Source organism: Gordonia sp. ABKF26 (genome assembly GCF_041103195.1).
In the GTDB taxonomy this organism is placed as follows: Bacteria; Actinomycetota; Actinomycetes; order Mycobacteriales; family Mycobacteriaceae; genus Gordonia; species Gordonia terrae.
On record NZ_JBGCVZ010000003.1, the window covers coordinates 5,249,693 to 5,276,505 of the forward strand.

28 protein-coding genes are annotated in these 26,813 nt (G+C 67.4%); 10 read left to right on the forward strand and 18 right to left on the reverse strand.

What is annotated here, in order from left to right:
- Positions 1-3: 3 nt before the first annotated feature.
- On the forward strand, positions 4-987 hold the full coding sequence (locus tag AB4Z55_RS24365) for an NAD(P)/FAD-dependent oxidoreductase (protein ID WP_239403384.1): 984 nt from the start codon (positions 4-6) through the stop codon (positions 985-987).
- A 30-nt stretch (positions 988-1,017) separates the two neighbouring features.
- Here AB4Z55_RS24365 and deoC read toward each other — a convergent pair whose 3' ends face one another.
- Positions 1,018-1,695 carry a deoxyribose-phosphate aldolase gene (gene deoC, locus AB4Z55_RS24370; RefSeq protein ID WP_033205849.1) on the reverse strand — a complete coding sequence of 226 codons (678 nt, stop codon included), beginning with the start codon at positions 1,693-1,695 and terminating at the stop codon, positions 1,018-1,020.
- Between the two features lie 27 nt (positions 1,696-1,722).
- On the opposite strand from deoC, the gene purU reads away from it, so the two are divergent.
- Complete coding sequence (purU, locus tag AB4Z55_RS24375) at positions 1,723-2,634, forward strand: formyltetrahydrofolate deformylase (RefSeq protein ID WP_369520805.1); 912 nt, start codon at positions 1,723-1,725, stop codon at positions 2,632-2,634.
- A gap of 516 nt (positions 2,635-3,150) precedes the next feature.
- On the opposite strand, the gene AB4Z55_RS24380 is transcribed toward purU, so the two are convergent.
- Entirely contained in the window at positions 3,151-3,279 is a 129-nt protein-coding gene (locus tag AB4Z55_RS24380; protein WP_255220192.1) for a hypothetical protein, read from the reverse strand.
- Positions 3,280-3,499: 220 nt separating this feature from the next.
- Between AB4Z55_RS24380 and AB4Z55_RS24385 the strand changes: the two genes are divergently transcribed.
- Positions 3,500-4,126: a hypothetical protein gene (locus AB4Z55_RS24385; RefSeq protein WP_004022764.1), complete on the forward strand. Its 627-nt coding sequence runs from the start codon at positions 3,500-3,502 to the stop codon at positions 4,124-4,126.
- Between the two features lie 22 nt (positions 4,127-4,148).
- Here the strand turns inward: AB4Z55_RS24385 and AB4Z55_RS24390 are convergent, their stop codons facing one another.
- The 5 genes from AB4Z55_RS24390 to AB4Z55_RS24410 form a co-directional block, all read right to left on the reverse strand.
- Positions 4,149-5,330: a hypothetical protein gene (locus AB4Z55_RS24390; protein ID WP_369520806.1), complete on the reverse strand. Its 1,182-nt coding sequence runs from the start codon at positions 5,328-5,330 to the stop codon at positions 4,149-4,151.
- A complete protein-coding gene (locus AB4Z55_RS24395) occupies positions 5,327-6,202 on the reverse strand; it encodes a carbon-nitrogen hydrolase family protein (RefSeq protein ID WP_239403387.1) in 876 nt (291 codons plus the stop codon). Before AB4Z55_RS24395 ends, AB4Z55_RS24390 begins: the two co-directional genes overlap by 4 nt.
- A gap of 14 nt (positions 6,203-6,216) precedes the next feature.
- Positions 6,217-6,993, reverse strand: coding sequence for a class I SAM-dependent methyltransferase (locus tag AB4Z55_RS24400; RefSeq protein ID WP_239403388.1), 777 nt, complete (start codon positions 6,991-6,993; stop codon positions 6,217-6,219).
- Positions 6,994-7,094: 101 nt separating this feature from the next.
- Positions 7,095-7,607, reverse strand: coding sequence for a DUF2505 domain-containing protein (locus AB4Z55_RS24405; RefSeq protein WP_004022760.1), 513 nt, complete (start codon positions 7,605-7,607; stop codon positions 7,095-7,097).
- Between the two features lie 10 nt (positions 7,608-7,617).
- On the reverse strand, positions 7,618-8,124 hold the full coding sequence (locus AB4Z55_RS24410; RefSeq protein ID WP_239403389.1) for a DUF2505 domain-containing protein: 507 nt from the start codon (positions 8,122-8,124) through the stop codon (positions 7,618-7,620).
- A 38-nt stretch (positions 8,125-8,162) separates the two neighbouring features.
- Between AB4Z55_RS24410 and AB4Z55_RS24415 the strand changes: the two genes are divergently transcribed.
- The gene (locus AB4Z55_RS24415; RefSeq protein ID WP_369520807.1) at positions 8,163-9,257 is read left to right on the forward strand and encodes a UDP-N-acetylmuramate dehydrogenase; all 1,095 of its coding nucleotides are present in this window, start codon (positions 8,163-8,165) and stop codon (positions 9,255-9,257) included.
- Between the two features lie 9 nt (positions 9,258-9,266).
- Here the strand turns inward: AB4Z55_RS24415 and AB4Z55_RS24420 are convergent, their stop codons facing one another.
- The 6 genes from AB4Z55_RS24420 to AB4Z55_RS24445 form a co-directional block, all read right to left on the reverse strand.
- Entirely contained in the window at positions 9,267-10,382 is a 1,116-nt protein-coding gene (locus AB4Z55_RS24420) for an alpha/beta fold hydrolase (RefSeq protein WP_239403391.1), read from the reverse strand.
- A 58-nt stretch (positions 10,383-10,440) separates the two neighbouring features.
- Positions 10,441-11,259 carry a MerR family transcriptional regulator gene (locus AB4Z55_RS24425; RefSeq protein ID WP_004022756.1) on the reverse strand — a complete coding sequence of 273 codons (819 nt, stop codon included), beginning with the start codon at positions 11,257-11,259 and terminating at the stop codon, positions 10,441-10,443.
- Between the two features lie 6 nt (positions 11,260-11,265).
- On the reverse strand, positions 11,266-11,589 hold the full coding sequence (locus AB4Z55_RS24430) for a DUF2516 family protein (RefSeq protein WP_064569131.1): 324 nt from the start codon (positions 11,587-11,589) through the stop codon (positions 11,266-11,268).
- Between the two features lie 68 nt (positions 11,590-11,657).
- Positions 11,658-12,932, reverse strand: a complete 1,275-nt coding sequence (locus tag AB4Z55_RS24435; protein WP_369520808.1) for a heparin-binding hemagglutinin — start codon at positions 12,930-12,932, stop codon at positions 11,658-11,660.
- A 3-nt stretch (positions 12,933-12,935) separates the two neighbouring features.
- On the reverse strand, positions 12,936-13,451 hold the full coding sequence (locus AB4Z55_RS24440; protein ID WP_369520809.1) for a helix-turn-helix domain-containing protein: 516 nt from the start codon (positions 13,449-13,451) through the stop codon (positions 12,936-12,938).
- Between the two features lie 164 nt (positions 13,452-13,615).
- The gene (locus AB4Z55_RS24445; RefSeq protein ID WP_101822231.1) at positions 13,616-14,956 is read right to left on the reverse strand and encodes a DUF445 domain-containing protein; all 1,341 of its coding nucleotides are present in this window, start codon (positions 14,954-14,956) and stop codon (positions 13,616-13,618) included.
- Between the two features lie 41 nt (positions 14,957-14,997).
- On the opposite strand from AB4Z55_RS24445, the gene AB4Z55_RS24450 reads away from it, so the two are divergent.
- The 3 genes from AB4Z55_RS24450 to AB4Z55_RS24460 are packed head-to-tail and all read left to right on the forward strand — an operon-like array spanning position 14,998 to position 17,518.
- The gene (locus AB4Z55_RS24450; protein ID WP_239403428.1) at positions 14,998-15,825 is read left to right on the forward strand and encodes a TetR/AcrR family transcriptional regulator; all 828 of its coding nucleotides are present in this window, start codon (positions 14,998-15,000) and stop codon (positions 15,823-15,825) included.
- Positions 15,822-16,670 (forward strand): SDR family NAD(P)-dependent oxidoreductase, encoded by an 849-nt coding sequence (locus tag AB4Z55_RS24455; RefSeq protein ID WP_369520810.1) that lies wholly within the window; start codon positions 15,822-15,824, stop codon positions 16,668-16,670. The genes AB4Z55_RS24450 and AB4Z55_RS24455 overlap by 4 nt, the downstream gene beginning before the upstream one ends.
- A complete protein-coding gene (locus AB4Z55_RS24460; protein ID WP_369520811.1) occupies positions 16,667-17,518 on the forward strand; it encodes a PPK2 family polyphosphate kinase in 852 nt (283 codons plus the stop codon). Before AB4Z55_RS24455 ends, AB4Z55_RS24460 begins: the two co-directional genes overlap by 4 nt.
- A 7-nt stretch (positions 17,519-17,525) precedes the next feature.
- On the opposite strand, the gene AB4Z55_RS24465 is transcribed toward AB4Z55_RS24460, so the two are convergent.
- Positions 17,526-18,716 carry a benzoate/H(+) symporter BenE family transporter gene (locus AB4Z55_RS24465; RefSeq protein WP_369520812.1) on the reverse strand — a complete coding sequence of 397 codons (1,191 nt, stop codon included), beginning with the start codon at positions 18,714-18,716 and terminating at the stop codon, positions 17,526-17,528.
- A 73-nt stretch (positions 18,717-18,789) separates the two neighbouring features.
- Here AB4Z55_RS24465 and AB4Z55_RS24470 point away from each other — a divergent pair, with 73 nt between their 5' ends.
- Together AB4Z55_RS24470 and AB4Z55_RS24475 are read left to right on the forward strand one after the other, a co-directional pair.
- Complete coding sequence (locus AB4Z55_RS24470) at positions 18,790-19,314, forward strand: helix-turn-helix domain-containing protein (RefSeq protein WP_369520813.1); 525 nt, start codon at positions 18,790-18,792, stop codon at positions 19,312-19,314.
- Positions 19,315-19,450: 136 nt separating this feature from the next.
- A complete protein-coding gene (locus AB4Z55_RS24475) occupies positions 19,451-20,389 on the forward strand; it encodes a hypothetical protein (RefSeq protein ID WP_369520814.1) in 939 nt (312 codons plus the stop codon).
- Positions 20,390-20,547: 158 nt separating this feature from the next.
- On the opposite strand, the gene AB4Z55_RS24480 is transcribed toward AB4Z55_RS24475, so the two are convergent.
- The 4 genes from AB4Z55_RS24480 to AB4Z55_RS24495 form a co-directional block, all read right to left on the reverse strand.
- On the reverse strand, positions 20,548-21,321 hold the full coding sequence (locus AB4Z55_RS24480; RefSeq protein ID WP_004022745.1) for a hypothetical protein: 774 nt from the start codon (positions 21,319-21,321) through the stop codon (positions 20,548-20,550).
- A gap of 288 nt (positions 21,322-21,609) precedes the next feature.
- Positions 21,610-22,476 (reverse strand): 3-hydroxybutyryl-CoA dehydrogenase, encoded by an 867-nt coding sequence (locus tag AB4Z55_RS24485; protein WP_004022744.1) that lies wholly within the window; start codon positions 22,474-22,476, stop codon positions 21,610-21,612.
- Between the two features lie 163 nt (positions 22,477-22,639).
- Positions 22,640-23,935, reverse strand: coding sequence for an isocitrate lyase (gene aceA / locus AB4Z55_RS24490; protein WP_004022743.1), 1,296 nt, complete (start codon positions 23,933-23,935; stop codon positions 22,640-22,642).
- Positions 23,936-24,403: 468 nt separating this feature from the next.
- Positions 24,404-25,174: a hypothetical protein gene (locus AB4Z55_RS24495; RefSeq protein WP_369520815.1), complete on the reverse strand. Its 771-nt coding sequence runs from the start codon at positions 25,172-25,174 to the stop codon at positions 24,404-24,406.
- Between the two features lie 60 nt (positions 25,175-25,234).
- Here AB4Z55_RS24495 and ramB point away from each other — a divergent pair, with 60 nt between their 5' ends.
- On the forward strand, positions 25,235-26,674 hold the full coding sequence (gene ramB / locus AB4Z55_RS24500; RefSeq protein WP_004022741.1) for an acetate metabolism transcriptional regulator RamB: 1,440 nt from the start codon (positions 25,235-25,237) through the stop codon (positions 26,672-26,674).
- The last annotated feature ends 139 nt before the right edge of the window (positions 26,675-26,813 follow it).

Consider the following 26,813-nt stretch of genomic DNA (forward strand, 5'->3'; position numbering starts at 1 on the left):
CCGATGACCGATTCCGTGACCACCGAAACACCGTCGACCACAGCCGAATACGATGTCGCGATCGTCGGCGGCGGAGCTGCGGGACTCAGTGCCGCAACAGCACTGGCGCGTTCGCTGCGCAAGGTCGTGGTGATCGATGCGGGGCAACCGCGCAACGCGCCGGCAGCGGCAGCCCACAACGTGCTCGGACAAGACGGGATCTCCCCCCTCGACCTGCTCGCGCGTGGCCGCGCGGAGGCGACGGGATACGGGGCGGAGATCCGGTCGGGCACCGTCGTCGACGCCACCGGCTCCATCGACGACTTCACGCTGCACCTCTCGTCGGGCGAGGTCGTGGTGGCCCGGCGCCTCATCCTCGCGACCGGACTGGTCGACCGACTCCCGGAGATCCCCGGAGTCGCCGAACTGTGGGGGCACGATGTCCTGCACTGTCCGTATTGCCACGGTTACGAGGTCCGCGGCACCCGGATCGTCCAGATCGCGACGAGCCCGATGTCCGCACATCAGGCGCTCATGTTCCGCCAGCTCACCGAGCAGGTCACGGTGATCGCGCACGATCCGACCGCCCTGTCCGCGGATGACCGGCGGCATCTCGCGGTCACCGGCATCGACGTCGTGGATGCCCGCGTCGAGCGCGTCCGGACGCGCGACGACGACGGATCGGCCCGCCTCGACGGCGTCCTCCTGTCCGACGGCACCCTGGTCGACGCCGACGCGGTGGTCGTCTCGCCGAGGTTCGTGGTCCGGGGTGAGCTCTACGAGCGTCTGGGCGGAGAACTCGCCGAGGGTCCGATGGGCATGGGCGGCGTGGTCGGAACCGGCCCGATGGGCGAGACCGCGCTACCCGGTGTGTGGGCAGCCGGCAACACGACGACCCTGAACGCGATGGTGACCGTGGCCATGGGCGAGGGACTCTCGGCCGGCGCAGCGGTCAACGCGAGCCTGGTCATGGCGGACCTGCACGCCACGGTCGCCGCGCCGGCCTGACGGCCGACCATCCGCACCGCCGTCGGCCGCCTACTCGGGGAAACCCTCGAGGACGGCGGCCGACGCGGACAACCCGAGCCGGGTTGCGCCTGCGGCGACGAGTTCGGCCGCGAAGTCGGCGGTCCGGATTCCACCACTCGCCTTCACTCCGACCCGGTCGCTCACCGCGGCACGCATCAGTTGCACCGCCTCGACGCTCGCGCCGCCCGCCGGATGGAAACCGGTCGAGGTCTTCACCATCGACGCACCGGCCCGCTCGGCGCGGCGGCACACCTCGGTGACGGTGTCGGGTCCGGCGAGCTGCAGCAGCGCCGCCGACTCGATGATCACCTTGAGGAGGGTCTCGTCCCCGACCGCCTCACGGACCGTGAGGACGTCGGCGAACACCTCGTCGAACCGGCCGTCGACGGCCGCGCCCACGTCGATCACCATGTCGACCTCGTCGGCGCCGGAGTCGACGGCCAGACGCGCCTCAGCCGCCTTGACCAGCGAGTGATGCTTGCCCGACGGGAATCCGGCCACGACGCAGGTCCGCTGTTCCCCGGTGTCGATCGGGAGCATCGACGGTGACAGGCAGACGGCGAACACCCCGAGCCGCGCCGCCTCGGCCACCGTGGCCTCCGCGTCGGCCCGGGTCGCCTCGGGCTTCAGCAGTGTGTGGTCGATGATGGCGGCGACGTCGCCGCGTCGCAGGTCCGTGTTCGTCACACCGACGAGCTTGGCACACTGACTGTCGTGGCCCCCGGACAGACGACCCCGACAGGTCGAACCCAGACAGATCAGACCGAGCACCGCTATGTACTCACGCTCGGCTGCCCCGACCGCACCGGCATCGTGGCCCGGATCTCGACCTTCCTGACCGAGGTCGGCGGCTGGATCACCGAGGCCGCCTACCATTCCGACGAGGAGACCGGCTGGTTCTTCACCCGCCAGGCCATCCGCGTGGATTCGGTGTCGTCGACCGCGGCGGAACTACGTGCGCGCTTCGCGGCCGAGGTGGCCGCCGAGCTCGGCCCCGAAACCGACTGGCACCTCACCGATTCGCGGGAGACCAAGTCCGCGGTGCTGCTGGTGAGCAAGGAGAGCCATTGCCTCGTCGACCTCCTGGGCCGCGCCCATCGGGGTGAACTCCCTGCCGCCATCCGCGCCGTCATCGGCAACCATCGCGAACTGGAGGACCTGTCCACCAGGTTCGGCATCCCGTTCCACCACGTGCCGTTCGCGGGTGAACGCAAGGCCGAGGCGTTCGCCGAGGTGGGACGGATCGTGGACGGTTATCAACCGGACGCGGTGGTGCTGGCGCGGTTCATGCAGATCCTGCCGCCGCAGTTGTGTGATGCGTGGGCCGGCCGGGCCATCAACATCCATCACAGCTTCCTGCCCAGCTTCATCGGCGCCCGGCCCTACCATCAGGCCTTTGCTCGAGGTGTGAAACTCATCGGCGCCACCTGCCACTACGTCACAGCAGATCTCGACGCCGGACCGATCATCGAGCAGGACGTGATCCGTGTCGACCACAGCGACTCGGTCGCCGACATGGTCCGTCAGGGTCGGGACATCGAGACCCTGGTGCTCTCTCGTGGTCTGCGCTGGCACCTCGAGGATCGCGTCCTGGTCCACGGCCGCAAGACCGTCGTCTTCAACTGACGACCCCGACACAGCACACCGCCCCGCGACTTTCGTCGCGGGGCGGTGGCCGAGTCTGTGCCGAATGGCTACTCGCCGGTGCCGGCGTCGTCGCTGCCGAGCGAACCGGTGAGCACATTGCCGAGGATCTCCTCGATAGCGCCGGAGATGCCGCCTTCGATTGCGTCTGACATATCTACTCCTTCGTCATCGGTGAGATTGTTCGTAGATCACCGTCCGCTCTCACCCGTGCGTCGGCTCGTTGCCGACGTTACATATCGATTTCGGAAATGTCTCCCCTACCGTCGAGATCAATTACCGGAACTCCGAGAAAACAGGGGCGAAGGGCCGGCATTGCCGCAGGTGAGCTGCCGAAGACACATTGATTGAAATCAACGTAAACAGAATCCGAACATTTTCTCGATGCATCGACAATGCAACGTATTGCGCGTTGTCGCCGTTCTTGATCTGACCCAGAAAGAGGTCAGCGGCTGGTGGCGCCGCGCGTCACCAACCGCTGAACCGTATTCCGTCTGATCAGGCCCCGGAATCACTGCCGTCGATCGATCCGCCGCCGATCGAACCCGCGTCTCCGAGACCGCCGAGAATCGCCTCGACGGCTCCACCGATCGCACCAGCGATACCGCCCTCGACAATGCCTGCCATATCCGTCTCCCTTGATGGTGATGAGATCTCTCGTCTTCGGCCGCACGTCTCATCTCGCGGAACGACCTGACGGCGACGTTACAGACCGATCACGGAAACGTCCTCCGATATGGATAATTGATGGTTTGCCTTATCAAATGATGGTCTAACAAACGTGCAATCAATGTCCGACAGTTCGAATGGACCCCCGAAAAGCACACCCGTGTGCTGATATGGCGGAATGACAGAGGTGCAGACGGCCGACGTGCGGGTGCGCCCCCTCATCACCGATGACCGTGACCGCGCACTCGATCTCCTCGAAAACGGGATTCGCGAAGTCCCCGTGTACCGCTGGCTGTTGGGCGAGGCGGCCCCCGTCGAGGCGTTTCGCTGGTACGGCGACATTCTCTTCACCGACCACCTGCCGGGGGCGCAGGGAATGTTCACGCCCGAGGGCGAAATGGTCGCCCTGATGGCCGTCGCCGGCCCCGACCACCACACCCAACCCGTCGACGACGAATTGATGGCGCGCTCGCGCCATTTCGTGATCGCCATCGACGGTTTCATCGCTCGCTTCCGCGAACTGCAGGAGAAGTCCCGGGCACGTGCGGTCGGCGGCGCACACAGCATCGTCTTCGCACTGGTCCACCCGGACCATCGACGACACGGAACGCTCGCAGCGCTCCTCGAGCCGGTTCTGCGACAAGCTCTCGACGCGGGATCGCCGGTCACCGCCAGCACCGCGGATGCGCAGATGATCGACGTGTATGCCCGCAAATGGCGCGGCCGGGTCTACGACGAGTTCACCCTGACGGATGGGCCGACGGTCTGGTTCCTGAGAGTCGACCCACCCGGAACCGTCGTCTAGCCCCCGGTGGGTGCGCGACCGGTCAGACCGAGCAGCCGCCCGACTGCCCCTGCGACGACGTGCCGGTCATCTCACTCGTCAACTGCACGTCCGAACCGCTGACCCCGAACTCGAGGCCCGTGTCGGTGACCTTCAGCGAGTCGACCTGCACCTCGTCGAAGAAGGGTCCGAGCGACGAGGTCGTGATCTGATCGACGATCTGCTGCGCGAAGTCCGGCGGGATGCCGAACACCAGCGCGCTGGCCTTGACGACCTCGAAGTCGACCCGGCCGTCCTTGAGAACGGGTTTGATCGTCGCCGACACCGGCACCTGGAAGACCATGACCGGGAACGCGGCCTGGACCTCGAAAGTGCCGTCGGCGGCGTTGCCGGTGATCTGCTCGACCGCGCCGACACCGCCCGCCCCGGTTCCGGTGCCGGTCCCGGCGCCGGACGTCTGCTCCTTGCTCAATTCGACGATCCGCTCGTACGGGATGAAGCCCGTGCCGTTGAGACTGCGGATGTCGGTGGAGTTCTCGGTGCCGGAGATACCGTCGGCGCGCATGTGCAGGCGGACGCCCCCGGCACTGTCATCGGTGTCGACCTGGACGAACGGGATGTCACCGCTGCCCTGCAGGATGATCGGCTTGCGGCTCAGCGACACCTCGGTGGGCACGCCGGTGAGTCCGCTGAAGGACTCCTCGAGACAGTTGGTGACCTTGTTGCGCAGGTACAGCTCGCTGCCGACCGCGCCGATCACCACCAGGAGCAGCACGCCGACCAGGCTGAAGGCCACGATCTTGCCCGTGCTGCGCTTCTTGCGCGGTGAGGTGAAGACCGGACCGCTGCCGGTGGGGTCGGCAGGACCCGGGGTGATCGGTCCCGACGCCGCGGCGGGGCCGTAGGGATCCTCGCCGGGTGCGAACTGGGACGTCGGCGGCTTGGTACCGCCGAGATCCGTGGTGTCCCCGTCCGACGGCGGGATGGCGGAGTACGCCTGCCCACCCGGGACGATCGGCTCGGTCGCGAACTGCTCGGTCGCGGGAGGCTCACCGTGACCCGCGCCGGGGACCGGCTGCCATTCGCCGCCTCGTTCGGCCGGAGTCGTCTCGCCGGCCGCGGGATCGGTATGGGTGGGGTCACCCGCGTGCGGATCGAGCTTCCCGCTCTCGTCGGCGGGCTCCCCGGATGAGGAATCGGGGCGGGGCGTGTTGCTGTCGCTCATGGGTTCCGTCCTGGGTCGTCTGACTCGCGGAGCCGCGCGTGGGCCGGCGTCACGTCGTTGTCCGTTCCACCGCCGACCGGCAGGGGCCGCTCGTTGGCGAGGACTGCCAGTTGCGTACGGGCCTTCTCGACCAGTGCTAGGTCGAGGTCGTGCACGTCCACCCGGATGCTATCCGGATACGCGGCGACCAACGTACCGAACGGGTCTGTGATTTGGCTGTGTCCGATTCCGGTGGGCGCACTCGACGACGCGGCCTCGTCGTCGGTGGGAACTGCCTGGTCGACGGCCACCACGAAGGTCGTCGAGTCCAGCGCTCGGGCCGCGGCGAGCACCTCCCACTGACGGAGCTTGCCCGGGCCGGCACCCCACGACGTGGGGACCACGATCACCTGGGCCCCCAACCGGGCCAGATGGGTGAACAGCCCCGGGAAACGGATGTCGTAGCAGGTGGCGACACCGACGGTGACGCCCCCGACCTCGAACGTCAGTGGTTCCGAGCCCGGGGCCACGTTCTTCGACTCCGTGAAACCGAACGCGTCGTAGAGGTGGATCTTGTGATACCCCAGACGGGTTCCGTCCGGATGGGCCACGACGAGGGTGTTGCGGACGCGGCCGTCGCCGGAGGGGGTGAACATACCGGCCACCACCGTGACGCCCGACGCCGCGGCGACTTCGGACACCCCGCGTGCCCACGGACCGTCGATGTCCTCGGCGACGGGTTTCAACGGCACGCCGAACCGGCACATCGTGGCCTCCGGGAACACGACGAGCTCGGCGCCGCGGGATGCCGCCTCCTCGGTGGCCGAACGCAGCGTCGCCAGGTTGGCGGTCGGGTCGTCGGTCGAACTGATCTGGGCCATCGCCACACGCATAGCGGCCACAGTATCTACTTGGGCGAGACCGCCTCCCACGGAACCGTCAGCACGTTGTCCGACAGGCGACGCCTCGGCACCTCGCAGTCGATCCCGCGTTCGCGGAGCAAACCCAGCGCATGCATCCACCGGACCCGCGGGCCGTACGGCGCCAGCGGGGCGGCGACGTCCCAGCACTGGTCGGCCAGGGCCAGCAGCGCATGAATCCGCTCACCCGGGACATTGCGATGGATCAACGCCTTGGGCAGACGCTCGGCCAGTTCCGACGGACGGTCCGAATGCTCCGGGGCCCAACTGAGCGTCAGGCTGACCGGACCATCGGAGTCGAGGAGTACCCAACTGCACCGCCGGCCTATCTCGTCGCAGGTGCCCTCCACGATGACCCCGCCCGGAGCGAGGGCCGAGCGCATCCGCGCCCACGCATCATCGACCTCGTCCTCGTCGTACTGGCGCAGGACGTTGAACGCGCGCACCAGGCGCGGACGCAGGCCACCCAGCTCGAAGCCGCCCAATCCGAACCGGACACCCGCGCGCGGCTCGACGACGCGTTCGGGGTCGATCTCGAGGCCGACCATCTCCAGATCCGCCGCGACGGAACGCAGCCGCGCGGCCATCTCGACGGTCGTGTCCGGGCGAGCACCGTAACCGAGGTCGACGACGAGGGGGCGCGGGATGTCCAGCGCGGATCGAACCAGCGGCGAGTGGACCATCCATCGGTCGACGCGCCGAAGCCGGTTGGTGTTCGTCGTACCCCGTGTGACCCGGCCCAGCGGTCTGTGACCGGGTCTCATGCGGCCGGGCCTGCTCTCGCTCCGAGCCTCCTCGCTGCGTTCGTGCCTCACTTCGCTCGTCGATTCTCACTCGGCAACCCGACCGTGGCGGCCGGGACGGCTCACAAGTTCTTGGCGACCCAGTCCTTGGCGTACTCGGCCTCGGCGCGGAAGAGGTCGACGAGGTTGATCAGGATCATCTGCTCGAGCTTGCCGTTGACGAAGGGGACGAAGACCTTGGCCTCGCTGGTCCGGCGGATGGTGCAGCCGCCGTTGTCGGTGGGGAAGAGCTCCTGCCAGCCGTTGAGACTGCCCGGTCCCGCGGGGATCGACGCGTTGTACGTGCCCTTGGTGTTGTCCGGATCGAAGGGCCCCAGGGTCTCCTCGCGGGTGATGACCATGTCCTTCTTCATCACCGTCTTCGCGAGCGGGGGCAGTTGATCGCTGCCGATAGTCTGCTTGAGGACCACCCGGATGCCCGTCTCGTCGGAGACGAAGGAGTCGACCTCGCAGTGCGGGGAGATCATCTGGAAGCCTGCCATCATGTCGTCCCAGTACTGCTTGGTGCTCTGGGCCTGATAGAGCTTCTCCGCGGGGTGCGTGTACCGAGCGGAGTAGCTGAGCCGTCGTGCCATGCAGCCCAGGCTACGTCAGCGGATTTTGGCTCTCCCACTCGACGGTGTGTCCGCGCTCCGCGTCGAGCAGCGCCGACAACTCGCTGACCACCGACTTCTCGATCTTGCCGCCGAAGAGTGGCAGATTCACCGTCACCTCGGCGCGGTTGTCGGTGGTCGCCGGATCGCCGGTCGTCAGCGTCGTGCCGGTGACGTCGACCGGTACCGGCGCCCCGTCGACCGTCGCATGGGTCTCCCCCTCGATCCGGTCGCCGACCAGGCGGTATGTGTTCTTTCGCGGGATGCGGAGGTCGCCCGGCATCACCTTGGTGACCGCGGAGGGCAGCTTGTCCGCGGGGATGCCCTGCTGGATCTCCACCGTCACCGTGTCACCGGCGATGGTCACCTTCTCGACATGACCGTGTCCGGAGTTCATGCGCTCGACGAGGTCGTGCCAGTACTTCTCGGTGGTGTAGATCGCCCACAGTCGCGCGGTGGAGAAGGGATAGGACACCGTGTGCTGCAGCTTGCTCGCCATGGAGAGAACGCTACCGCTCGCCGGTTAACGTTGAGGACGTGACCGACACGCAGGCGCCGCTGAGCGCGCCCCTCGCCGAGCTGACCACCCTGCGTCTGGGCGGACCCGCGCGCGAGATCATCCGATGCGCCGACACCCGCACCATCGTGGAGACCATCCTCGACCTCGATGAACGATCCGAGCCGGTGCTCGTGGTCGGCGGCGGTTCGAACCTCGTCATCGGCGATGCCGGCTTCGACGGCACCGCGGTCGTCCTCGCGAGCGAGGGCGTCGAGTTCGGCTCCGGGCGCGAGTCGGGTCGCGCGCACGTCGTCGCCGACGCCGGGGTGGGCTGGGACGAACTGGTCGCCGCGACGGTGGACGCGGGTTACGGCGGGCTCGAGTGCCTGTCCGGAATCCCCGGCGCCGCAGGGGCGACGCCGGTTCAGAACGTCGGCGCCTACGGCGTCGAGGTGGCCGACATCCTGCGGTCGGTCCAGGTTCTGGACCGACGCTCCGGAAATCTGCGGTGGGTCTCCCCCGCCGAGCTGGGCCTGGGGTATCGCACCAGCAATCTGAAGCACCGTCACGACTTCGTGGTCGTCGCGGTGTCGTTCTGGCTCAACGAGAATCGCGCGAGCCAGCCCATCCGCTATCGCGAACTCGCGACCCGTGTGGGCGTCGAACCGGATGATCGTGTCGACGCGGCAGAGGTCCGCGCGGCCGTCCTGGACCTGCGCGCCGGCAAGGGCATGGTCCTCGACGCCGCGGACTTCGACACCTGGAGTGCCGGATCGTTTTTCACGAATCCCATCGTGCCGGGGGCCGAGGCCCCGGCGGTACTCGAACGGATCGCGGCGCGCGTCGGCGACGATGTCGCGATCCCGACCTATCCCGCCGGTTCCGACGACGCCGACCGGGCGATCAAGTTGTCGGCCGGGTGGCTGATCGAACGGGCCGGATTCCACCGCGGCCACCCGGGCCCGGACGCGGCGGCCAGGTTGTCGACCAAACACACTCTGGCACTGACCAATCGGGGCTCGGCGACAACCACGCAACTACTCGACCTCGCCCGCGAGGTGCGCGACGGGGTCGCCGATGCATTCGGTGTGACGCTGCGACCGGAGCCGGTCCTGGTCAACTGCAGTCTCTGACGAGGACCGTCAGACCGACTGGACGTCCTTGCGCTCCTCGGTCGCCCGCGAGCTCTCTGCGACGACCTCGTCGAGAAGGGCGTTGAAGCGCTCGGCGGCCTCGATGCTCGACATGTGTCCGACACCCTCGTAGACCACCAGGTCGCGCAGGGAGCCGTTGCGCCGCAACACCTCCGCCATCTGCTCGGCGTGCAGTCGCGGAGTGAGCCGGTCCTCGGTGCCGACGACCACCGTGGTGGGCACCGACAGTGCCGCGAGTCCGGCGGTGACGTCCAGCTTCCCCATCGCCGATCCCCACCCGGCGCGAGCGCGGGGTGGGCACGCCCCGATCATCTCGTCCACGAACTCGACGTGTGCCCGGCGGGCGTTCGGCCCCAGCGCGATGTAGTGCGAGAAGCGCACGCCGTAGGACGTCTTCGGGATGGGCACGGGGACCGAGGTGATCATCTTCGCTGCCGCCGGCGCGAACGGCTTGGCGTACACGGGCAGATCGACGGGGATCAGCAGGTGATTGTCCATGACCGCCTTGGCCGCGGTCGACACCAGCACCACCGACGACACCCGCGTCCCGACCTTCTCGGGATTCTGGGCCGCCCAGGACATGATGGTCATGCCACCCATGCTGTGTCCCACCAGGATCGCGCGACGCCCCGCGGGCACCGCGGCTTCCAGCACCGCGTCGAGATCCTGGCCGAGCATCGCCACGGTCGGCCTGCGGCGGCCACGTTCACTCCGACCATGACCTCGCTGGTCGTAGGCGACGACCCGCCGGGAGCCGCCCTCGGTGGCGGCGAGGTGATTGATCTGGGGGTACCAGTAGGCGGTGTTGCAGGTCCAGCCGTGGACCATCACGATGACGTCGCCCGTGTCGTCGACGTCGGAGTCGGGCGCGTCCCCGTAGACCTCGACATTGAGCTGCGTCCCGTCCGCGGTGCGGACCTCGAGGCGCCGTGGGGCGTTGTCCGGCCGGGTGAGCAGATCATCCGGTCCGTCGTCGACGGCGGCGTCGGCGTGTAGCGCTTCACGCGCGAGGCGCGTGAAGATCGTTCCGATCCCCACCGCAACCGCGCCGGCACCGATCGCGGTGGCCACACCGCCCGCACTGGCCAATGATTTCGTGTTCACTCGGCACCCCTCACCTCTGGAGGACCTCACCGGTCCGCTGCGAGGCACCGAATCCGGCTCAGCGCCCCGTCTCGGGGTTCAATGTACCAATGTCCGTTGTCTCATAGTTCGGCTGTGCCTGCTCTGGCTCGTCGTCAGCGGGTATGACCGGCGCGGGAACCTCGGCGTCGAAGTAGGTGGCCGCCTGACCGATGGCCTTCGAGATCTGCTCGTCGAGCGCCTTGCGGAAGGTGGTCTCGACGATCTCGTGGGCGATCGGCCGCACGGTCTGGATGAGGTCGGCCATCTCGCTGACCCCGGCTTCGCCCAGGTCGGGGAGATTCTCGTCGAAGTACTTGTCGGTGATGATCGAGACGAAGCTGGTGGCGACGTCCTCGAGGTCTTCCTGGACGCGTACCCACCGGTCGAGCAGCACGTCGATGTCGACCCCGCTCTTGACCAGGATCTCGGCACCCTCGAGCAACTCCGGGTTGCGGATGGCGTAGTGCGCGCCGTCCTTCGCCAGCAACCCGAGCTTCTGACTGAGTGCGATCGACCGGTCGCTGGCGTTCAGCGTCTTGCGGAGCTCGGTGATGGTGATCGTCGCGGCACGCTTGAAGTTGCGGAACCGGCCGCCCTTCGGCGTGCCACGGAGGATCTGCTCGACCCGCATGCCGTGATGTGCCGCGTGCAACAGCTCACTGATGGTGGCGAAGGTGTACCCGCGCTCGAGCATGCGCGAGATGAGATTCAACCGGACGAGGTGCTGGTCGGAGTACCAGCCGGCGCGACCACGGATGGTGGGTGGCGGCAGCAGTCCGCGGTCCTGGTAGACCCGGATGTTGCGCACGCTGACCCCGGACGCCTCGGCCAGGTCGTTGATCCGATATTCCGCCACGACGGGTCAGGCCCTTTTGCTGAACCAGGACTTGCCCTGGATGTCGTCGACTCGTTTGCGCACGTCGACGAGGTAGACGAGCATGGCGACCACACCGATGATGCCCAGGAAGTTCACCGCCCCGAAGAACCAGATGAACAGGGTCGCGGCTGCGAGGATCGAGACCCAGATGACCTTGCTCTGCCGGTCCACCGCCGGGAAGGCGTCGGGCCGTTGGATGGCCGCATGGATCAGCGCGAGGGTCGAGGCGATGCCCGCGACCAACGTCAGGGTCAACATGATCAGACTCTGGCCGTAGGCCAATACGCTGAAGAAGTCCACGTCGAACACTGTAGTCGCGCGAGTCGGGTTTGCTGCGACACCCTACGATGCGGAGCCGTCACCCGCCCCGTTCGGCGTCATTCCGCGCCGGGAGACGCCTTCTTCGCGGGCACCTTCTTGGCCGGGGTCTTCGTGGCCGGGGTCTTCTTGGCTGCAGCCTTCTTCGCCGCGGTTTTCGTGGCCGGGGTCGTGGTCGCCGCGGCCTTCGTGGCCGGGGCCTTCTTCGCGGGCGTCTTCTTCGCAGGCGTCTTCTTCGCGGGGGTCTCGGCCGGGGCCTTCGTCGCGGCAGCCTTCTTGGCCCCCGCTGCCTTCTTGGCCCCCGCTGTCTTCTTGGCCCCCGCTGTCTTCTTGGCCCCCGCCGTCTTCTTGGCGGCGGCCCGTTCGGCGGCGCCTCGGACGGCCGCGGCCTTCTTGGTGGCGGCCTTGGCGGGCGCCGCCGTGCTTGCGGTGGTCTTCTTCGCCGGGGCCTTCTTCGCCGGGGCCTTTTTCGCCGGGGTCTTCGTCGCCGGGGCGTTCGTCGCGGCCGCCTTCGTGGCGGGAGACTTCTTCGCTGCGGCCTTCCGGGTCTCGGCCGGCGGTTCGGGTGGCGTGCTCACCGGGGCCCGGTCGACCGCCGCCTTGACCTCGGCGACCCTCGCCGCCGCCTTCGGCGAGAGCGAAGCCTGCGCTTCGGGCGCTGCCTGACCGGACCGCAGGGTGTTCGCCGACGCCTCGGTGTCGGCGTCGGAACGGTTCGCCAGCTTCAGCGCACGCTCGCCGACCGCGCGGGTCTGCTCGGAGATCGAGCCCAGCGCGTCTTCGGTGAGGCCGACCGCGTCGTTGTACACCTTCTCGAGCTTCGGCAGATTCTCCCCGAGGAGCGGCTGCGACTTCAGCTTCTCCACCGCCTCGTCCCGTCGTTCCGACAGGGCGGTCAGCAGGCCTGCGGCGACCGCCAGGTACGCCTCGGCGACCTTCCGCAACTCCTCCGGCGAGAACCTGGTCTTCAATTCCTCTATCTCCGCGGGCAATTCGACCGGCAGAGCCGACAGTTTGGTCCTGGCCTCCTCGAACAGCGCCAGAGCTGTCGCGAGCGCCTCGTCGATCCGCGCCTGCGCGTCATCCCGCGACTCCGTCAGCCGTGCCTCGAGTTTCGACTGTGTCGAACCGACGGTCTCGACGAGCTTGGACTGGGTGTTCTCGACGGTTTCCGCGATCTTGGACTGCGCGTCGGCAACCCTCGCCTGGGTCGAACCGACGGTCTCGACGAGCTTGGATTGGGCCTGCTCGCTCGCGGCCTCGCCGCGCTCGCGCACGTCTGCGAGCAGAGCAGCCACCTGCCCCACGGCTGTGGTCAACGGGTTCTCGCTCATCAACTACTCCTTGCCGGTCGACTCGATCGTGTTCTCTTTTCGGAATGACTCGTAGATCTCCAGCAACATCTGCTTCTGGCGTTCGTTGATGGAGTCATCTGCGATGAGAGCATCACGGACCGGACTCGCGGGCCGTTCTTCGAGTATCCCCGCCCGCACATACAGGACCTCGGCCGACACGCGGAGCCCCTTGGCGATCTGGGCGAGCACCTCCGCCGACGGTTTCCGCAGTCCACGCTCGATCTGACTGAGGTAGGGATTGCTCACGCCGGCCCGCTCCGCGAGCTGACGCAGCGAGACCTTGCCCGCCACGCGTTGCGATCGGATGAAGGCGCCGATGTCCTGGGCCGCGTTGGCCACGGCCTCCACCGCCTCCACGGCGATCGGCGTCGACCCGTCGTCCCCTTCGTCGGCGACGTCCGAACCGGCTGCGGCAGTGGACGATCCCGTGACCGGGACGGCGTCTGCGACCGAGGCGTCGTCGGCGTCGGGAGACGCGTCGTCCTTCTCGGGTTGCATCAACGCTCCGTTCCCCGGGACCTGTTCCGGTGTCGTCGGTCGGGACGCTCGGCGAGGTGTCCGACTTCAAGCCCGTTCCCCCAGTATCAACACGACTGCTAACCCGTGCAAGCACACAGCAAACTGCCCGGTGTCGACGCCGCGGCCGACCGCCCCACGACCCGTCAGGAGAAGATCAGCACCGACGTGGAGTAGATGACGAGTCCGGCGAGTGCGCCGACAACCGTGCCGTTGATGCGGATGAACTGCAGGTCCCGGCCGACCTGGAGTTCGATCTTGCGACTGGTGTCGTCGGCATCCCACCCGCGCACGGTCTCGGTGATGACCGAGATGATCTCCTGTGAATAGTTCGCGGCGACGTGGTGCGCCACCCTCGCCACCCAGCCGTTCATCTTCTCCTGCAGCGGACGATCGTCACGGATTCGCTGCGCGAGCTGGATGATCGAGTCCGACAGCGTGTTCCGCAGGGTGCTGTTCGGGTCCGACAGCATCTCCTCGATCACGGCCTTGCCGGTCTGCCATGCCGTCGACGCCGCGCCGGTCACCTCGTCGCGCCCCACCAGTTCGAGCTTGAGAGCCTCGAACTTCGCGATCATGTCGGGGTCGTTCTGCAGGTCGTCGGCGAACTTCTCCACGAATTGGTGCATGGCGCGGCGCAATTCGTGGTCGGGATCCATCCGCACCTTGTAGGTGAAATCGACGAGTTCGCGATAGATCCGGTCACCCACCAGGTTGTTCACGAACTTCGGCGTCCACTGCGGTCCGTCCCGGTCGACCACCCGGTCGACGAGGTCCTGACTGCCGACCGCCCACTCGTGTGCCCGATCACACAGCAGCTGGAACACCGGTTCCAGCCGATCCTCGGCGATGAGTTGTTCGAGGATGCGGCCGGTGGGCGGCGCCCACTGCGGTTCGGCCGCCCACTTCAGCGCCGCCTGGATGAGCTGTTCGACGTCCTCGTCGCGCAGCATCTCGGCGGCGAGCTTGATCGCGCGCGCGGCCTCACCGCTGACCCGCGGTGCGTTGCGCGGGTCCGCGACCCACGTCGACAGGCGCCGCGGCAGATCGAGTTGCTCGGCGCGATAGACCACGACGTCGGGCGTCATGAAGTTCTCTTCGATGAAGCCGCCCAGCTGGTCGCCGATGTCGTCCTTCTTCTTGCGGATCAGCGCGGTGTGCGGGATCGGGATACCCAGCGGATGGCGGAAGAGCGCGGTCACCGCGAACCAGTCGGCGAGCGCGCCCACCATCCCGGCTTCCGAGGCCGCGCGGACATAGCCGACCCATGCCGCCACCTCGGCGCCGTCGCGATGCTCGAGGTAGCGGGTGAACAGATACACGATCGCCGCGAAGACCAGGAAGCCCGTGGCCACGGCTTTCATCTTGCGCAGATCCCTGCGCCTGCCCTCGTCTCCGGCGCTGTTCCCGCCGAATCCGGGCGCGGACGACTTGGCCGGCGGACCCTCGTGCTGACCGGCGACTCCCGGGATGACTGTCGATGCCATGGGACCAGTGTCACCCATCGAGCGACTACGCTGGCTGCGTGATGGCCAACCGCCCGAATCCCGCCGCCGCGGCGCGCGCAGCAGTGGCGGCCGCGGCCAACGTGACGCGCGGGCTCGAACAGGTCCTGACGACCGTCACCGAGTCGGTCGCCGAGACCGGCGCCAAACCCGACGGTCGCAAACAGCGCTGGGAGAAACACAAGCTCGCTCGACGCACCGAACTCACCGACGGCGTCATCGCCGCGGTCCGCGACCTGGGCGCCGACGTCGGGATGGATGAGATCGCCGCGCACATCGGTGTCTCGAAAACGGTGCTGTACCGCTACTTCGCCGACAAGAGCGACCTCGGCGTGGCGACGACGGTGCGATTCTTCGAGACGACGATCTACCCGCGGCTGACCGAGGCGATCGCCGACGATCTCGACGAGTACACCCTCACCCACACCATCATCGGGGTGTACGTCCACGCCGTCGACGACGAACCGCAGCTGTACCGGTTCGCGCTGGCGAGTTCGCCGACGTCGTCGCCGGCGCCGGCGGATTCCGTGCGACTGGTCACCCAACTGGTCATGGGCAGCATCCAGATGCGGATGGCCGAGCGCGGCGCGGACACCACCGGAGCCGAACTCTGGTCACATGCCCTCGTCGGCGGTATCCAGCACGTCGTCGACTGGTGGATGACCAAACGCACCCTCAGCGCGGACGAGGTGGTGGATTATCTGACCATGATGGTCTGGAGCGCGGTGGTGGGTGTGTGGCAGGTCAACGGATCGCGGGAGAAGTTCCTCGCGGCGCCGCCTGCGCTCTTCGATTCCCTGCCCACCGATCCCCTGCCCACCGATCCCACCGCCGAAACCGCAGGCGAATGACGGGACGCGTTGCGCTCGTGACCGGCGGCAGCCGCGGCGTCGGGTACGGAATCGCTCGCGCGCTCATCGATGACGGGTGGACGACCTACGTCACCTCACGGGCGGGATCGGGGCCCGACGGCGCTCGAGCGCTCGCCTGTGATCACGCCGACGATGCCGCGGTGTCCGCGGTGTTCGACCAGATCGGCACGGACACAGGCCGACTCGATCTGCTCGTCAACAACGCGTGGGCAGCCCCGAAGGGTTTCGGCGGTTTCTCCGAACCGTTCTGGAAACGACCCGTCGACGACTGGGACACCTTGATCGGCGTCGGATTACGAGCCCACTACGTGGCTTCGGTGCATGCGGCCCGAGTGATGACGGAGGCCGGCAGCGGGCTCATCGCGAACATCTCGTCGTTCGGCTCGCGCGGTCATCTGCATTCGGTTCTGTACGGGATGAGCAAGACCGCCCTGGACAAGATGGCCGCCGACATGGCGGAGGAACTACGCGGCACCGGGGTCAGTTCGATCTCGTTGTGGCTCGGCCTGATCCGCACCGAGCTGCTGCTGTCTCTCGGCCTCGACGAGTTCGCCGGTTTCTCACTCGCGCGTGCCGAGGACCCAGAATTCGTCGGCCGCGTCATCGCCCGGCTGGCCGCCGACCCCCGGCTCTCCCGACTCAGCGGACACACACTCGTCACCGCCGAGCTGGGCGGGGAGTACGGGATCGTCAACAACGATGGCACGCCGCCGGATTCACACCGCGCCGCCTTCGGCGGCGGACCGCTCTTCCCGCCGCCGGGTGAGCAAACAACCGACCCCGAACCCGAATCCGAATCCGAATCCGAGAGGACGCCGTCATGAGCACCGGTTGGTCCACCCCCGCCGTCGAGGCCCTGCGCGCCAAGGCAATCGGACCGGTGGCGTCGTTCGATCCGGAGACGACGCCCGGCTTCGAGGGCGACAAGGCCGCCGGCACCGACCTCCTCGCGCAGCGCGGTGACGTACTCGCCGACCTGCAGGAATTGTTGTTCGCCAACGGTCGGGCCGGCGATCATCGGTCGGTGTTGCTCGTCCTACAGGGCATGGACACGGCGGGCAAGGGCGGCATCGTGCGTCACGTCGGCGGCCTGTTGGACCCGCAGGGCCTGTCGGTGAAAGGATTCGGCAAGCCCACGAAAGAGGAACTGCAGCACGACTTCCTGTGGCGCATCCATCGGGCCCTGCCGCCCGCCGGCCGCATCGGGATCTTCGACCGATCGCACTACGAGGACGTCCTGCCGGTTCGGGTGCACAATCTGGTTCCGCAGTCGGAGTGGGAGAAGCGCTACGACCTGATCAACCAGTTCGAGTCCGAGCTCGTCGCCGGCGGGACGACCGTTCTCAAGTGCTGTCTCGTGGTGTCGAAGGACGAACAGAAGGCCCGCCTGGCGCAGCGTCTGGACCGGCCGGACAAGTACTGGAAGTACAACCCGGGCGACGTCGACGAACGCGGCCACTGGGATGCCTACCTCGAGGCATACCAGGCGATCTTCGACCTCACCGACCGCGACTCCGCACCGTGGTTCGTCATCCCGTCGAACCACAAGTGGTACGCACGTCTCGCGGTGTGCGAACTCCTCATCGACGCGCTCACCCGTCTCGATCTCAATTGGCCACCAGCCGATTTCGACGTCGAGGCCGAGAAGAAGCGACTCGCCGCCGCCGACTGAAATCTGCTCAGGGAGCAGATGGGCGACGTGCTTGCACCCAGTGCGCCACCAGCCCGACGACGAGAGCCCAGAACGCGCCACCGATCCCGGCGAAGGTGACACCCGCGGCCGCGGTCACGAAGGTCAGTGCCGCGGGCATGCGGAACTCCGCCTTCTCGAACGCACCGAGGATCGACGCCACGAAGGTGGTCAACAGCGCAAGTCCCGCAACCGCTTCGAGCAATCCCTCCGGTGCGATCGCCGTGATGACCACCAGCGCGCCCGACAGCGCTGCGAGCACGAGACTCGTCGAACCCGTCGCCACACCCGCGATCCACCGGCGCGACCGGTCGGCACCCGCCTCCGGACCTGCAGCCAGTGCCGCGGACAGCGCGGCGAGGTTGATCGCGTGGCCGCCGAATGGCGCACCGAGCACTGTTCCGGCCCCGGTCACGAACATCGCCGGCCGCCAGGGCGTCTCGTAGCCGAAGGACTTGAGCACGGCCACCCCCGGAACATTCTGCGAGGCCATCGTGACGATGTAGAGCGGAACCGCGAGCCCGACGATCGCGCTCACATCGAAAGCCGGTGTGGTCCAGGTCAGTTGCGGCCACCACGACTCACCCGCCCAGCCACTGTAGTCGTCGAGGACCAGGTTCACCCCGATCACGATCAGGGCCGTGACGAGCGCCAGCGGCAGCGCCCACCGCGGGAGCCATCGCATCGCCAGCAACCAGACGACGAGGATCGGAATGGTCGACCACGGTTGGGCGGCCAGTGAGGTCATCGGCGCGAGGCACAGCGAGAGGAGGACCCCGGCCAGCATCGCCTGGGCGATCGGCGTCGGGATGCGGCCGATCAACTCGCCGAGCGCCGGCACCAGTCCGGTTGCGAGGATCAGCAACCCGACCACCAGAAAGGCGCCGATCGCCGCCGGCCATCCGGCGTCGTAGGACGAGCCGGCCGATACGAGCAGTGCGGCGCCCGGCGTGGACCACGCCAGCGTCACCGGCCGGCGCGTGCGGAGTGACAGCAGGATCGACCCGAGTCCGAACAGAACCGTCAGCACCAGCAGACCCGACGCGGCCTGGGACGGGTCGGCGCCCACCGAACGCAATCCGGTCACCACCACGACGAAGGAGGAGGTGAACCCGACCAAGGAGGTCACCACCCCGGCGATGATCGGCTCGCTGAGAGTCGACGAGACGGGACTGGTCATGCCGCGAGCATAACGGTATCGTTCCGTAAACAGAACGGTGGTTGTCGGCAGCGACGCGAACGAGACGAGGACGATGACACACGGCGATGACCGACGACGAGCCGTCGGGGCCCGGATCTCCGCCATTCGGAAGCAACGTGGCAAGAGTCTGTCCGGCCTGGCCCGCGAGGCCCGGATCGGCAAGGGTTCACTCTCCGAACTGGAAGCCGGTCAACGCAACCCCACCCTCGACACGCTGTATGCCATTGCCGGGCCGCTCGGTGTGCCCCTGTCGGCGCTCCTGGGCGAGGAATCCGGTACCGAGGGGGTCGGACCCCATCTCGCCGCGCGGTTGCTCCATGTCGAGCACCACGACGACGGATCGGTCACCGAGGTGTTCTGGTTGCGCGTAACCCCGGGCGGAACCCGCGAGTCACCCCCACACGGACCCGGCGTCGTCGAGCACGTCCATGTGGTCAGCGGGCACCTTCTCGCCGGGCGCGCCGGCGAGGAGCACACGGCCGGGCCGGGCGACTCCCTGCACTGGCTGTCCGACGTTCCGCACACCTATCGCAGCGACGACGGTGCCCTCGCGGTCCTGACGATCCGGACGCCCTGACGGCCTGCCAACTCGCCTTCCCGCGGTGCTGTTTCCGTCCCGCTGATGGGATCCGATCAGCGGGACGGAAGCGGGGCCGCGGGAAGCCAGGGAAAACTCGATGGAGCCGAAACGCCCTCCGCTGCGTCGAATAGAGATGACCAGCTACCCAGTGGACCGCTACGGTCTGATCCGTCGCGGCGCCGCACTCGATGCGGCCTTCTCCGACAATCTGCTCGCCGCAGCAGTATCCGCCGGCGACCTGATCCGCCTCATCCCCGGCGTCTTCGTGCCGGCATCCGACGACTTCGCCGGGCACGAAGGCGATCAGGAGTTGCACCGCCTCAAATCTGTTGCGATCGCCACGGCACAGCCCGCCAACGCACCGCAGCTGCCGCTGAGCAACGTGTCGGCCGCCGCGGTGCTCGGCATTCCACTGCTGAAGCCCGACACCGACCGCGTCCACGTCACCAGCGGCAAGAAGACCGGCGGATTCATCGCGACGCATCGTCACGTTCACGCAGCCGCCCTGACGGAGGACGAGCTCACCGTCGTCGACGGAATACTTGTCACCACAATCGAGCGAACCGCCGTCGATGTGGCGGCCGGGGGCGACTTCGCACAGGCGCTCACCGCCTTCGACCAGGCACTTCGCGTAGGCGCCGATCGTCAGCTCATGGGACGGATCCTGACCTCGCGCCGTCGCCAAGGGGGCAGAGTGGCGCGGCGTGCGCTGGCACTGGCCGATGGGGCGGCCGAAAGCGTCGGCGAATCGTGGAGTCGGGCGCAGATGATCGAGGCCGGCCTGCCTGCTCCGGGGCTGCAACACGAGTTCTGTGGGCGGAGCGGCGTCTACCGTGTCGACTTCGACTGGGAGGCGAAGCTCGTCGGGGAGTTCGACGGCATGGTGAAATACGGCCGCCTGCGGGCAGCAGGAAAGACCGTGGCCGATGTCGTGCTGAAGGAGAAGTTGCGGGAGGACGAGATCCGCGCGCTGGGCCCCGTCGTCGTGCGCTGGACCTGGTCGATGCTCGAGGACGGGTCCTTCATCGGCCTGCTCCGGCCATGGCTGGAGAAGTTCGAATTGATGAGCTGAGTCCCGCGGTCCCATTTCCCTCCCGCTGATCAGATCTCATCAGCGGGACGGAAACACCACCGCGGGACAGAGGGCCCTCCCCCGAGACAACGGCACCCCGACACACGACAACGCCCCCGCCGAGGGCGGGGGCGTTGCGGATGCGACTGCGCGAGAGCTTACTTCGCGGTGGTCGGCTTCTTGACGGGAGCCTTCTTGGCCGGCGCCCGCTTGGCGGCGGTCTTCTTCACGGCCGGAACCGGGGTGTCCTTGGCCTCGGCCACCTTCGTGGCCGGCGACGACTTGGCGGCGCGACCCTTGGCCTCGACAGTGCCTGCGGCGCCGTCGATTTCCTTGGCCGCGTCGTCGGCCTGCTCCTTGACGTTGCTGCCGGCCTCTTCGATGGCGACGGCGACGTCCTCGACCTGCTCACTTGCGCGGCCGGCGAGCTTCGCCGCGCGGTCGCCGACCAGGCGGGTCTGGGTGGACACGACCCCGAGAGCATCCTCGGTGAGGTCGACCGCGTCGTTGTAGACCTTCTCGGCACGCGAGAGGTTCTCCTGGACGAGCGGCTTGGTACGGAGGCGTTCGAGCGTGGCCTCACCGCGCTCGGCGAGCGAGGTGTAGAAGCCGTAGGCCTTCTCCACGTACGGATCGGTGATGCGCTTGAGCTCGTCGGCGGTCAGCTTGCCGCGCAGCTCCTCGAGGTCGCCGGGGACCTCCTCGGACAGCGAACCGATGCGGGTCTTGGCCTCGTCGAAGCGCGTCTGTGCGGTCTCCGGCAGATCCGTGATCCGGGTCTTGGCTTCATCGAAACGCGATTGAGCGGTCTCGGCAGCAGCTTCGGTGCGCTCACGCAGTTCGGTCAGCTTCTCGGTGACCTGCGCGAAGGCGTAGTCGCCTGCGCCGACTGCGGCGTAGAGGGGGGCATAGTTGCGTTCGGTGGTGGTCACAATGGACTCCTTCGGGTTGGGTCACCAATCGCGCTGCAGCACATGCGGTCTCGCTCATCTCGGCATCTTCGCCGGGCGCATGTCGGAACATTCCGTCGCCTGTCGCCTCGAAACGTTCGGTGTCGCAAGCCGATTCGATCCGGCTCACACCGCGCGAGAAAAGGGGAACCGCGGCGCCATCGGTATTGGTGTTTCCGATATCCAGTATCCACGCCGTGCTAGCAAATGCAAGCATCCTGCTAACACTCGTGACAGAGGTCACTCGTACGCCCCGACAGACCGGTCAGATCACCCGTATCGGTGGAAGCCGTGGCCGGCCTTCTTGCCCAGACGGCCGGCCTCGACCATGCGCAGGAGCAGCGGAGGCGGCGAGTAGAGGGGCTCTTTGAACTCCTCGTACATCTTGTCGGCGATCGCCTTGACCGTATCGAGTCCGACGAGGTCGGCCAGCTTGAGCGGGCCCATCGGATGGGCGCAGCCCAGGACCATGGCCTTGTCGATGTCGTCGACCGTCGCGAAGCCGCTCTCCACCATCCGGATGGACGAGAGCAGGTACGGGACGAGCAGGGCGTTCACGACAAACCCGGACCGATCGGCCGATCGGACCACCTGCTTGCCCAGCACGTCGTGCGCGAAGGTCTCGGCGCGCTCGACGACCGCCGGCGTGGTCACCAGGGTGGTGACGACCTCGACCAGCGGGAGAACCGGGACGGGGTTGAAGAAGTGCATGCCGATGACACGAGCGGCATTCTGAGTTGCCATGCCCAGCTTCATGATCGGGATGGACGAGGTGTTCGACGCCAGGACGGCCTCGGGGTCGGCGACGACCTTGTCCAGTTGGGTGAAGATCTCGGTCTTGACCGTTTCGTCCTCGACGACGGCCTCGCACACGAGTTGACGGTCGGCGAAGTCGCCCAGGTCCGAGGTGAAGCGGAGTCGAAGCGACGCCTGTTCGCGTTCCCGCTCGGTCAGTTTGCCACTGGAGACGCCGCGGTCGAGCGATCGGAGGACCCGATCGCGACCGGCGGCGGCCAGTTCGCGGGTGAATTCGTAGACGAGCACATCCGAGTGGGCACGCGCGCACACCTCGGCGATTCCGGCGCCCATCTGCCCTGCCCCCACCACCCCGACGCGGGAGATCGTCTGGCTTGTCATGTCGGCTCCTCGGAGAAAAACGTTCTGGCGACAACCGATTTCGCGAGAACAGGGGTGACTCCCAGGTACTGATCACGCCCGGGATACGCCAACAGGCGGCCCGCAGCGAAAGCCGCGGACCGCCTGACTGGTTTGCCAAATCACGCCAGAGGCGGTCGGGTTCCTAGTGGAACTGACCCTCCTCGGTCGAGCCCTTGAGAGCTGCGGTCGAGGTGTTGGGGTCGACGGTGGTGGCGATGTTGTCGAAGTAGCCTGCGCCGACCTCACGCTGGTGCTTGACGGCGGTGAAGCCACGCTCTTCGGCAGCCTTGAACTCGCGGTTCTGCAGGTCGACGAACGCCGACATCTGCTCGCGGGCGTAGCCGTAGGCCAGGTCGAACATGCCGTAGTTCAGCGAGTGGAAGCCGGCCAGCGTGATGAACTGGAAGGTGAAGCCCATGGCGCCGAGCTCGTTCTGGAACTTGGCGATGGTGCTGTCGTCGAGGTGCTTGCTCCAGTTGAACGACGGGCTGCAGTTGTAGGACAGCAGCTGGTCGGGGTACTCGCTCTTGACGGCCTCGGCGAACTTGCGCGCCAGCTCGAGATCGGGGGTGCCGGTCTCCATCCAGATCATGTCGGCGTAGGGAGCGTAGGACTTCGCACGCTCGATGCACGGCTCGATGCCGTTCTTCACGTGGTAGTAGCCCTCGGCGGTGCGCTCACCGGTGACGAACTGCTTGTCGCGGTCGTCGACGTCCGAGGTGATCAGCGTCGCAGCCTCGGCGTCGGTGCGTGCGATGACGACGGTGGGCACACCGGCGACGTCGGCGGCCAGACGAGCCGAGTTCAGGGTGCGGACGTGCTGCTGGGTCGGGATCAGCACCTTGCCACCGAGGTGGCCGCACTTCTTCTCCGAGGCGAGCTGATCCTCCCAGTGGGTACCGGCGGCACCCGCGGCGATCATGGCCTTCTGCAGCTCGTAGACGTTGAGGGCGCCACCGAAGCCGGCCTCACCGTCGGCGACGATCGGGACGACCCAGTTGTCGACCGAGTCGTCACCCTCGACACGGGCGATCTCGTCCGCGCGCAGCAGCGCGTTGTTGATGCGACGCACGACGCTCGGCACCGAGTTGGCCGGGTAGAGCGACTGGTCGGGGTAGGTGTGCCCGGAGAGGTTGGCGTCGCCGGCGACCTGCCAGCCCGAGAGGTACACGGCCTTCAGGCCGGCGCGAACCTGCTGCACGGCCTGGTTGCCGGTGAGGGCGCCGAGTGCGTTGATGTAGCTGCCGTCACCCTTGGTCACGCCGTCCCACAGGATCTCCGCGCCACGACGGGCGAGGGTGTGCTCCTCGACGACCGAACCCTGGAGCTCGGCGACCTGCTCGGCGGTGTAGTCGCGCTTGATGCCCTTCCAGCGCGGGTTGGTGTCCCAATCCTGCTGGATCTCTGCGGCGGTACGGGGCTTTCCGACGTTGCTCATTGGCTACTTCGCTTTCGTTGTCCTGCTCGTCCCGACCGGGGGCCGGATCGGGGCGACGGCCCGGCGTGCCGCCGGAACCTCTCTGCTGACAGACAACCGACATCCTCGCCTGAAGGTGCTGACTCGCGGTCGGCGTCAGTCTCGGCCGAAACTTGCGAACCTGCGGACTCGGTGTCGGTAGTGCCTGCAGCCAGGGTGCCACAAGACAAACCTGCAGGTCCAACCCTTGAGCACTGCAAATCTGGGTTATTTTTCGTCATCGGTGTGCAAAGTTTGCAAATATTGATCTGTGAATCGCGAAGCCCCGCCCGCCAAAAAGTACGTCCGTACTGGGATTTTCTACTCGCGGGTAGGAATGCACCTGGGTACCGAAGCGCTCTCGGTCCGCACGACGCCGGGAACGGTCAGGTGGCCGAGAGTGACGCCCTTCACACGATCCGGGGCCGCGCCGATCGCGGTCCGCGGGGCTCAGGGCGTGGTGACTCGTTCGACAGCGACGTCGAACAGGGCCGAGAAAGCGGCCGGATCGATCGGCTCGACCGGCGTGGTCGGCGGATCGGTCGCGCGGGTCGGCGCGCCCGACACCGTGAGTTGCACCGTCACCCGGCCCGACGCCGGGCGGTCGAGCAGTGCGTACCCCGCGAAGCCGATCTGCCGGCGGACGCCGCCGTCGGGAAGTGTCGTCGTGACGTCGGATCGGGTGACCAGCAACTGCTCACCGGGCAGCAACCCCCCGTCGATATCCGGCTGGGGCAGTTCGGTGTACACCGTGAGCACCCGGCTTCCCGAGAGATGCCCGGTGGTGATCTCCGTCGTGGTGCGCGAGCAACGGCCCGTCGTTGTCAGACGATCGGCGTCGATGTCGCGAGATGCGGTGGTGACGAGTTCGACGAGGGTCCCCGTGGCGCCGTCACGAGCGGCCAGGACAGCAGAGTTGTCCGCGGTCAGCTGCTTGTTGAGCGACTCATCGGACGTGGGCCGACAGTACTCGGGCGTGACACGCGCCGACCGGGACGCATCGATGGCGGCCTGGTTCCCCCCGACGAGATCGGACACGGACAGCGGAGCGGCGGTGTACCCGGGCGGCAGCTCCGACGCGGACAGCACCAGATCGGCGGGTCCCCGCGGAGCCGGCGCGGTCTCCGGGCCGGCTGCGCACCCCGCGACGCCGAGCGTCACGGCCGCGACCGACACGGCCAGCGCTGCCGGCGAGCGGCATCGGCCGAGGAGGGTGAGCACGCGGTCACCGTACCCTGGGGGCGACGCTCAGGGCGGCGGCACCTGTCCGGGAGGTGGACGATGAGCAGGACCTATGTGGGATCGCGGTTACGCCAGTTGCGTTCCGAGCGCGGCCTGTCGCAGGTCGCTCTCGCGCAGACCCTGTCGATCTCGGCGTCGTATCTCAATCAGATCGAGCACGATGCGCGTCCCCTCACCGCCTCGGTGCTCGCCAAGATCACCGAGGCCTTCGGCGTCGACGCCGGGTTCTTCGACTCGCAGGACGACGTCCGTCTGGTCGCCGAGTTGCGGGAGGCCCTGCTCGACGACGATCTCGAGGCCTCCCCCGGCGCGCTCGACGCACAGGGGATCAGCGCGATGGTCACGTCGCACCCCGAGATGGCGCAGGCGATGGTGAACCTCCACCGCCGCTATCGGATCGCGACCGATCAGCTCGCGGCGGCCACCGACGAACGCGGGGATCGCAGCATGCGCGGCACCATCAGCGCGCCGCACGAGGAGGTGCGCGACTACTTCTATCAGCGCCGCAACTACATTCACGAACTCGACGTCGCTGCCGAGGGGATGACGACCCGGATGCGGATGCATTCGGCCGACATCCGCCGCGAGATCATGAATCGCATCGAGAGCGTCCACGGCATCAGCATCGTGCGACGCGTCGACCTCGGCGACTACACGCTGCACCGGTTCGACCGCGAGGCGCGACGCCTCGAGTTCTCCGCGTCTCTCTCCGCGGGCCAGCGCACGTTCAAACTCGCGAGCGAGCTCTGCTATCTCGAGTACCAGGACCTCCTCGACAAACTGGTCGACGAGGCCAACTTCAGCAGCGAGGACGCCCGTGCGCTGGGACTACTCGGGCTCGCGAACTACTTCGCCGCGGCCGTCGTCCTCCCCTACAGCCAGTTCCACGGCGCGGCAGAGGACTTCCGGTATGACATCGAACGACTGTCCGCCTTCTACTCAGTTTCGTACGAGACGATCTGCCACCGGCTCTCTACACTGCAGCGACCCAACTTACGCGGCATCCCCTGGTCGTTCGTTCGCGTCGACCGCGCGGGGAACATGTCGAAACGCCAGTCCGCCACCGGTTTCCACTTCTCGCAGAGCGGCGGGACGTGCCCGCTCTGGAATGTCTACGAGACCTTCGCCTACCCCGGCAAGATCATCACCCAGATCGCCGAGATGCCCGACGGCCGCAACTACTTCTGGGTGGCACGAACCGTCGAACGCCGCGCGACTCGCTACGGCCAACCCGGCAAGACCTTCGCGATCGGCATGGGTTGCGAACTACGCCATGCCGCGCGGGTCATCTACTCCGACGGCCTGGAGATCGGGCCGCAGGCACATGTCACGCCGATCGGTGCCGGTTGCCGGGTATGCGAGCGGACCAACTGCGCCCAGCGTGCATTCCCCGCCCTGGGGGCCTCACTGCGCATCGACGAACACACCAGCAGCGTCTCGCCGTACATGAGCCTCACCGAGACACGTCCCGCTCCCTGATCCGAACGAAACACACAACCACTGCTCCCTGAGGTGCGAGGAGCGCTGGCGACCTGCCCCACTGCTCCCTGAGGTGCGAGGAGCGCTGGCGACCTGCCCCACTGCTCCCTGAGGTGCGAGGAGCGCTAGCGACGAGCCA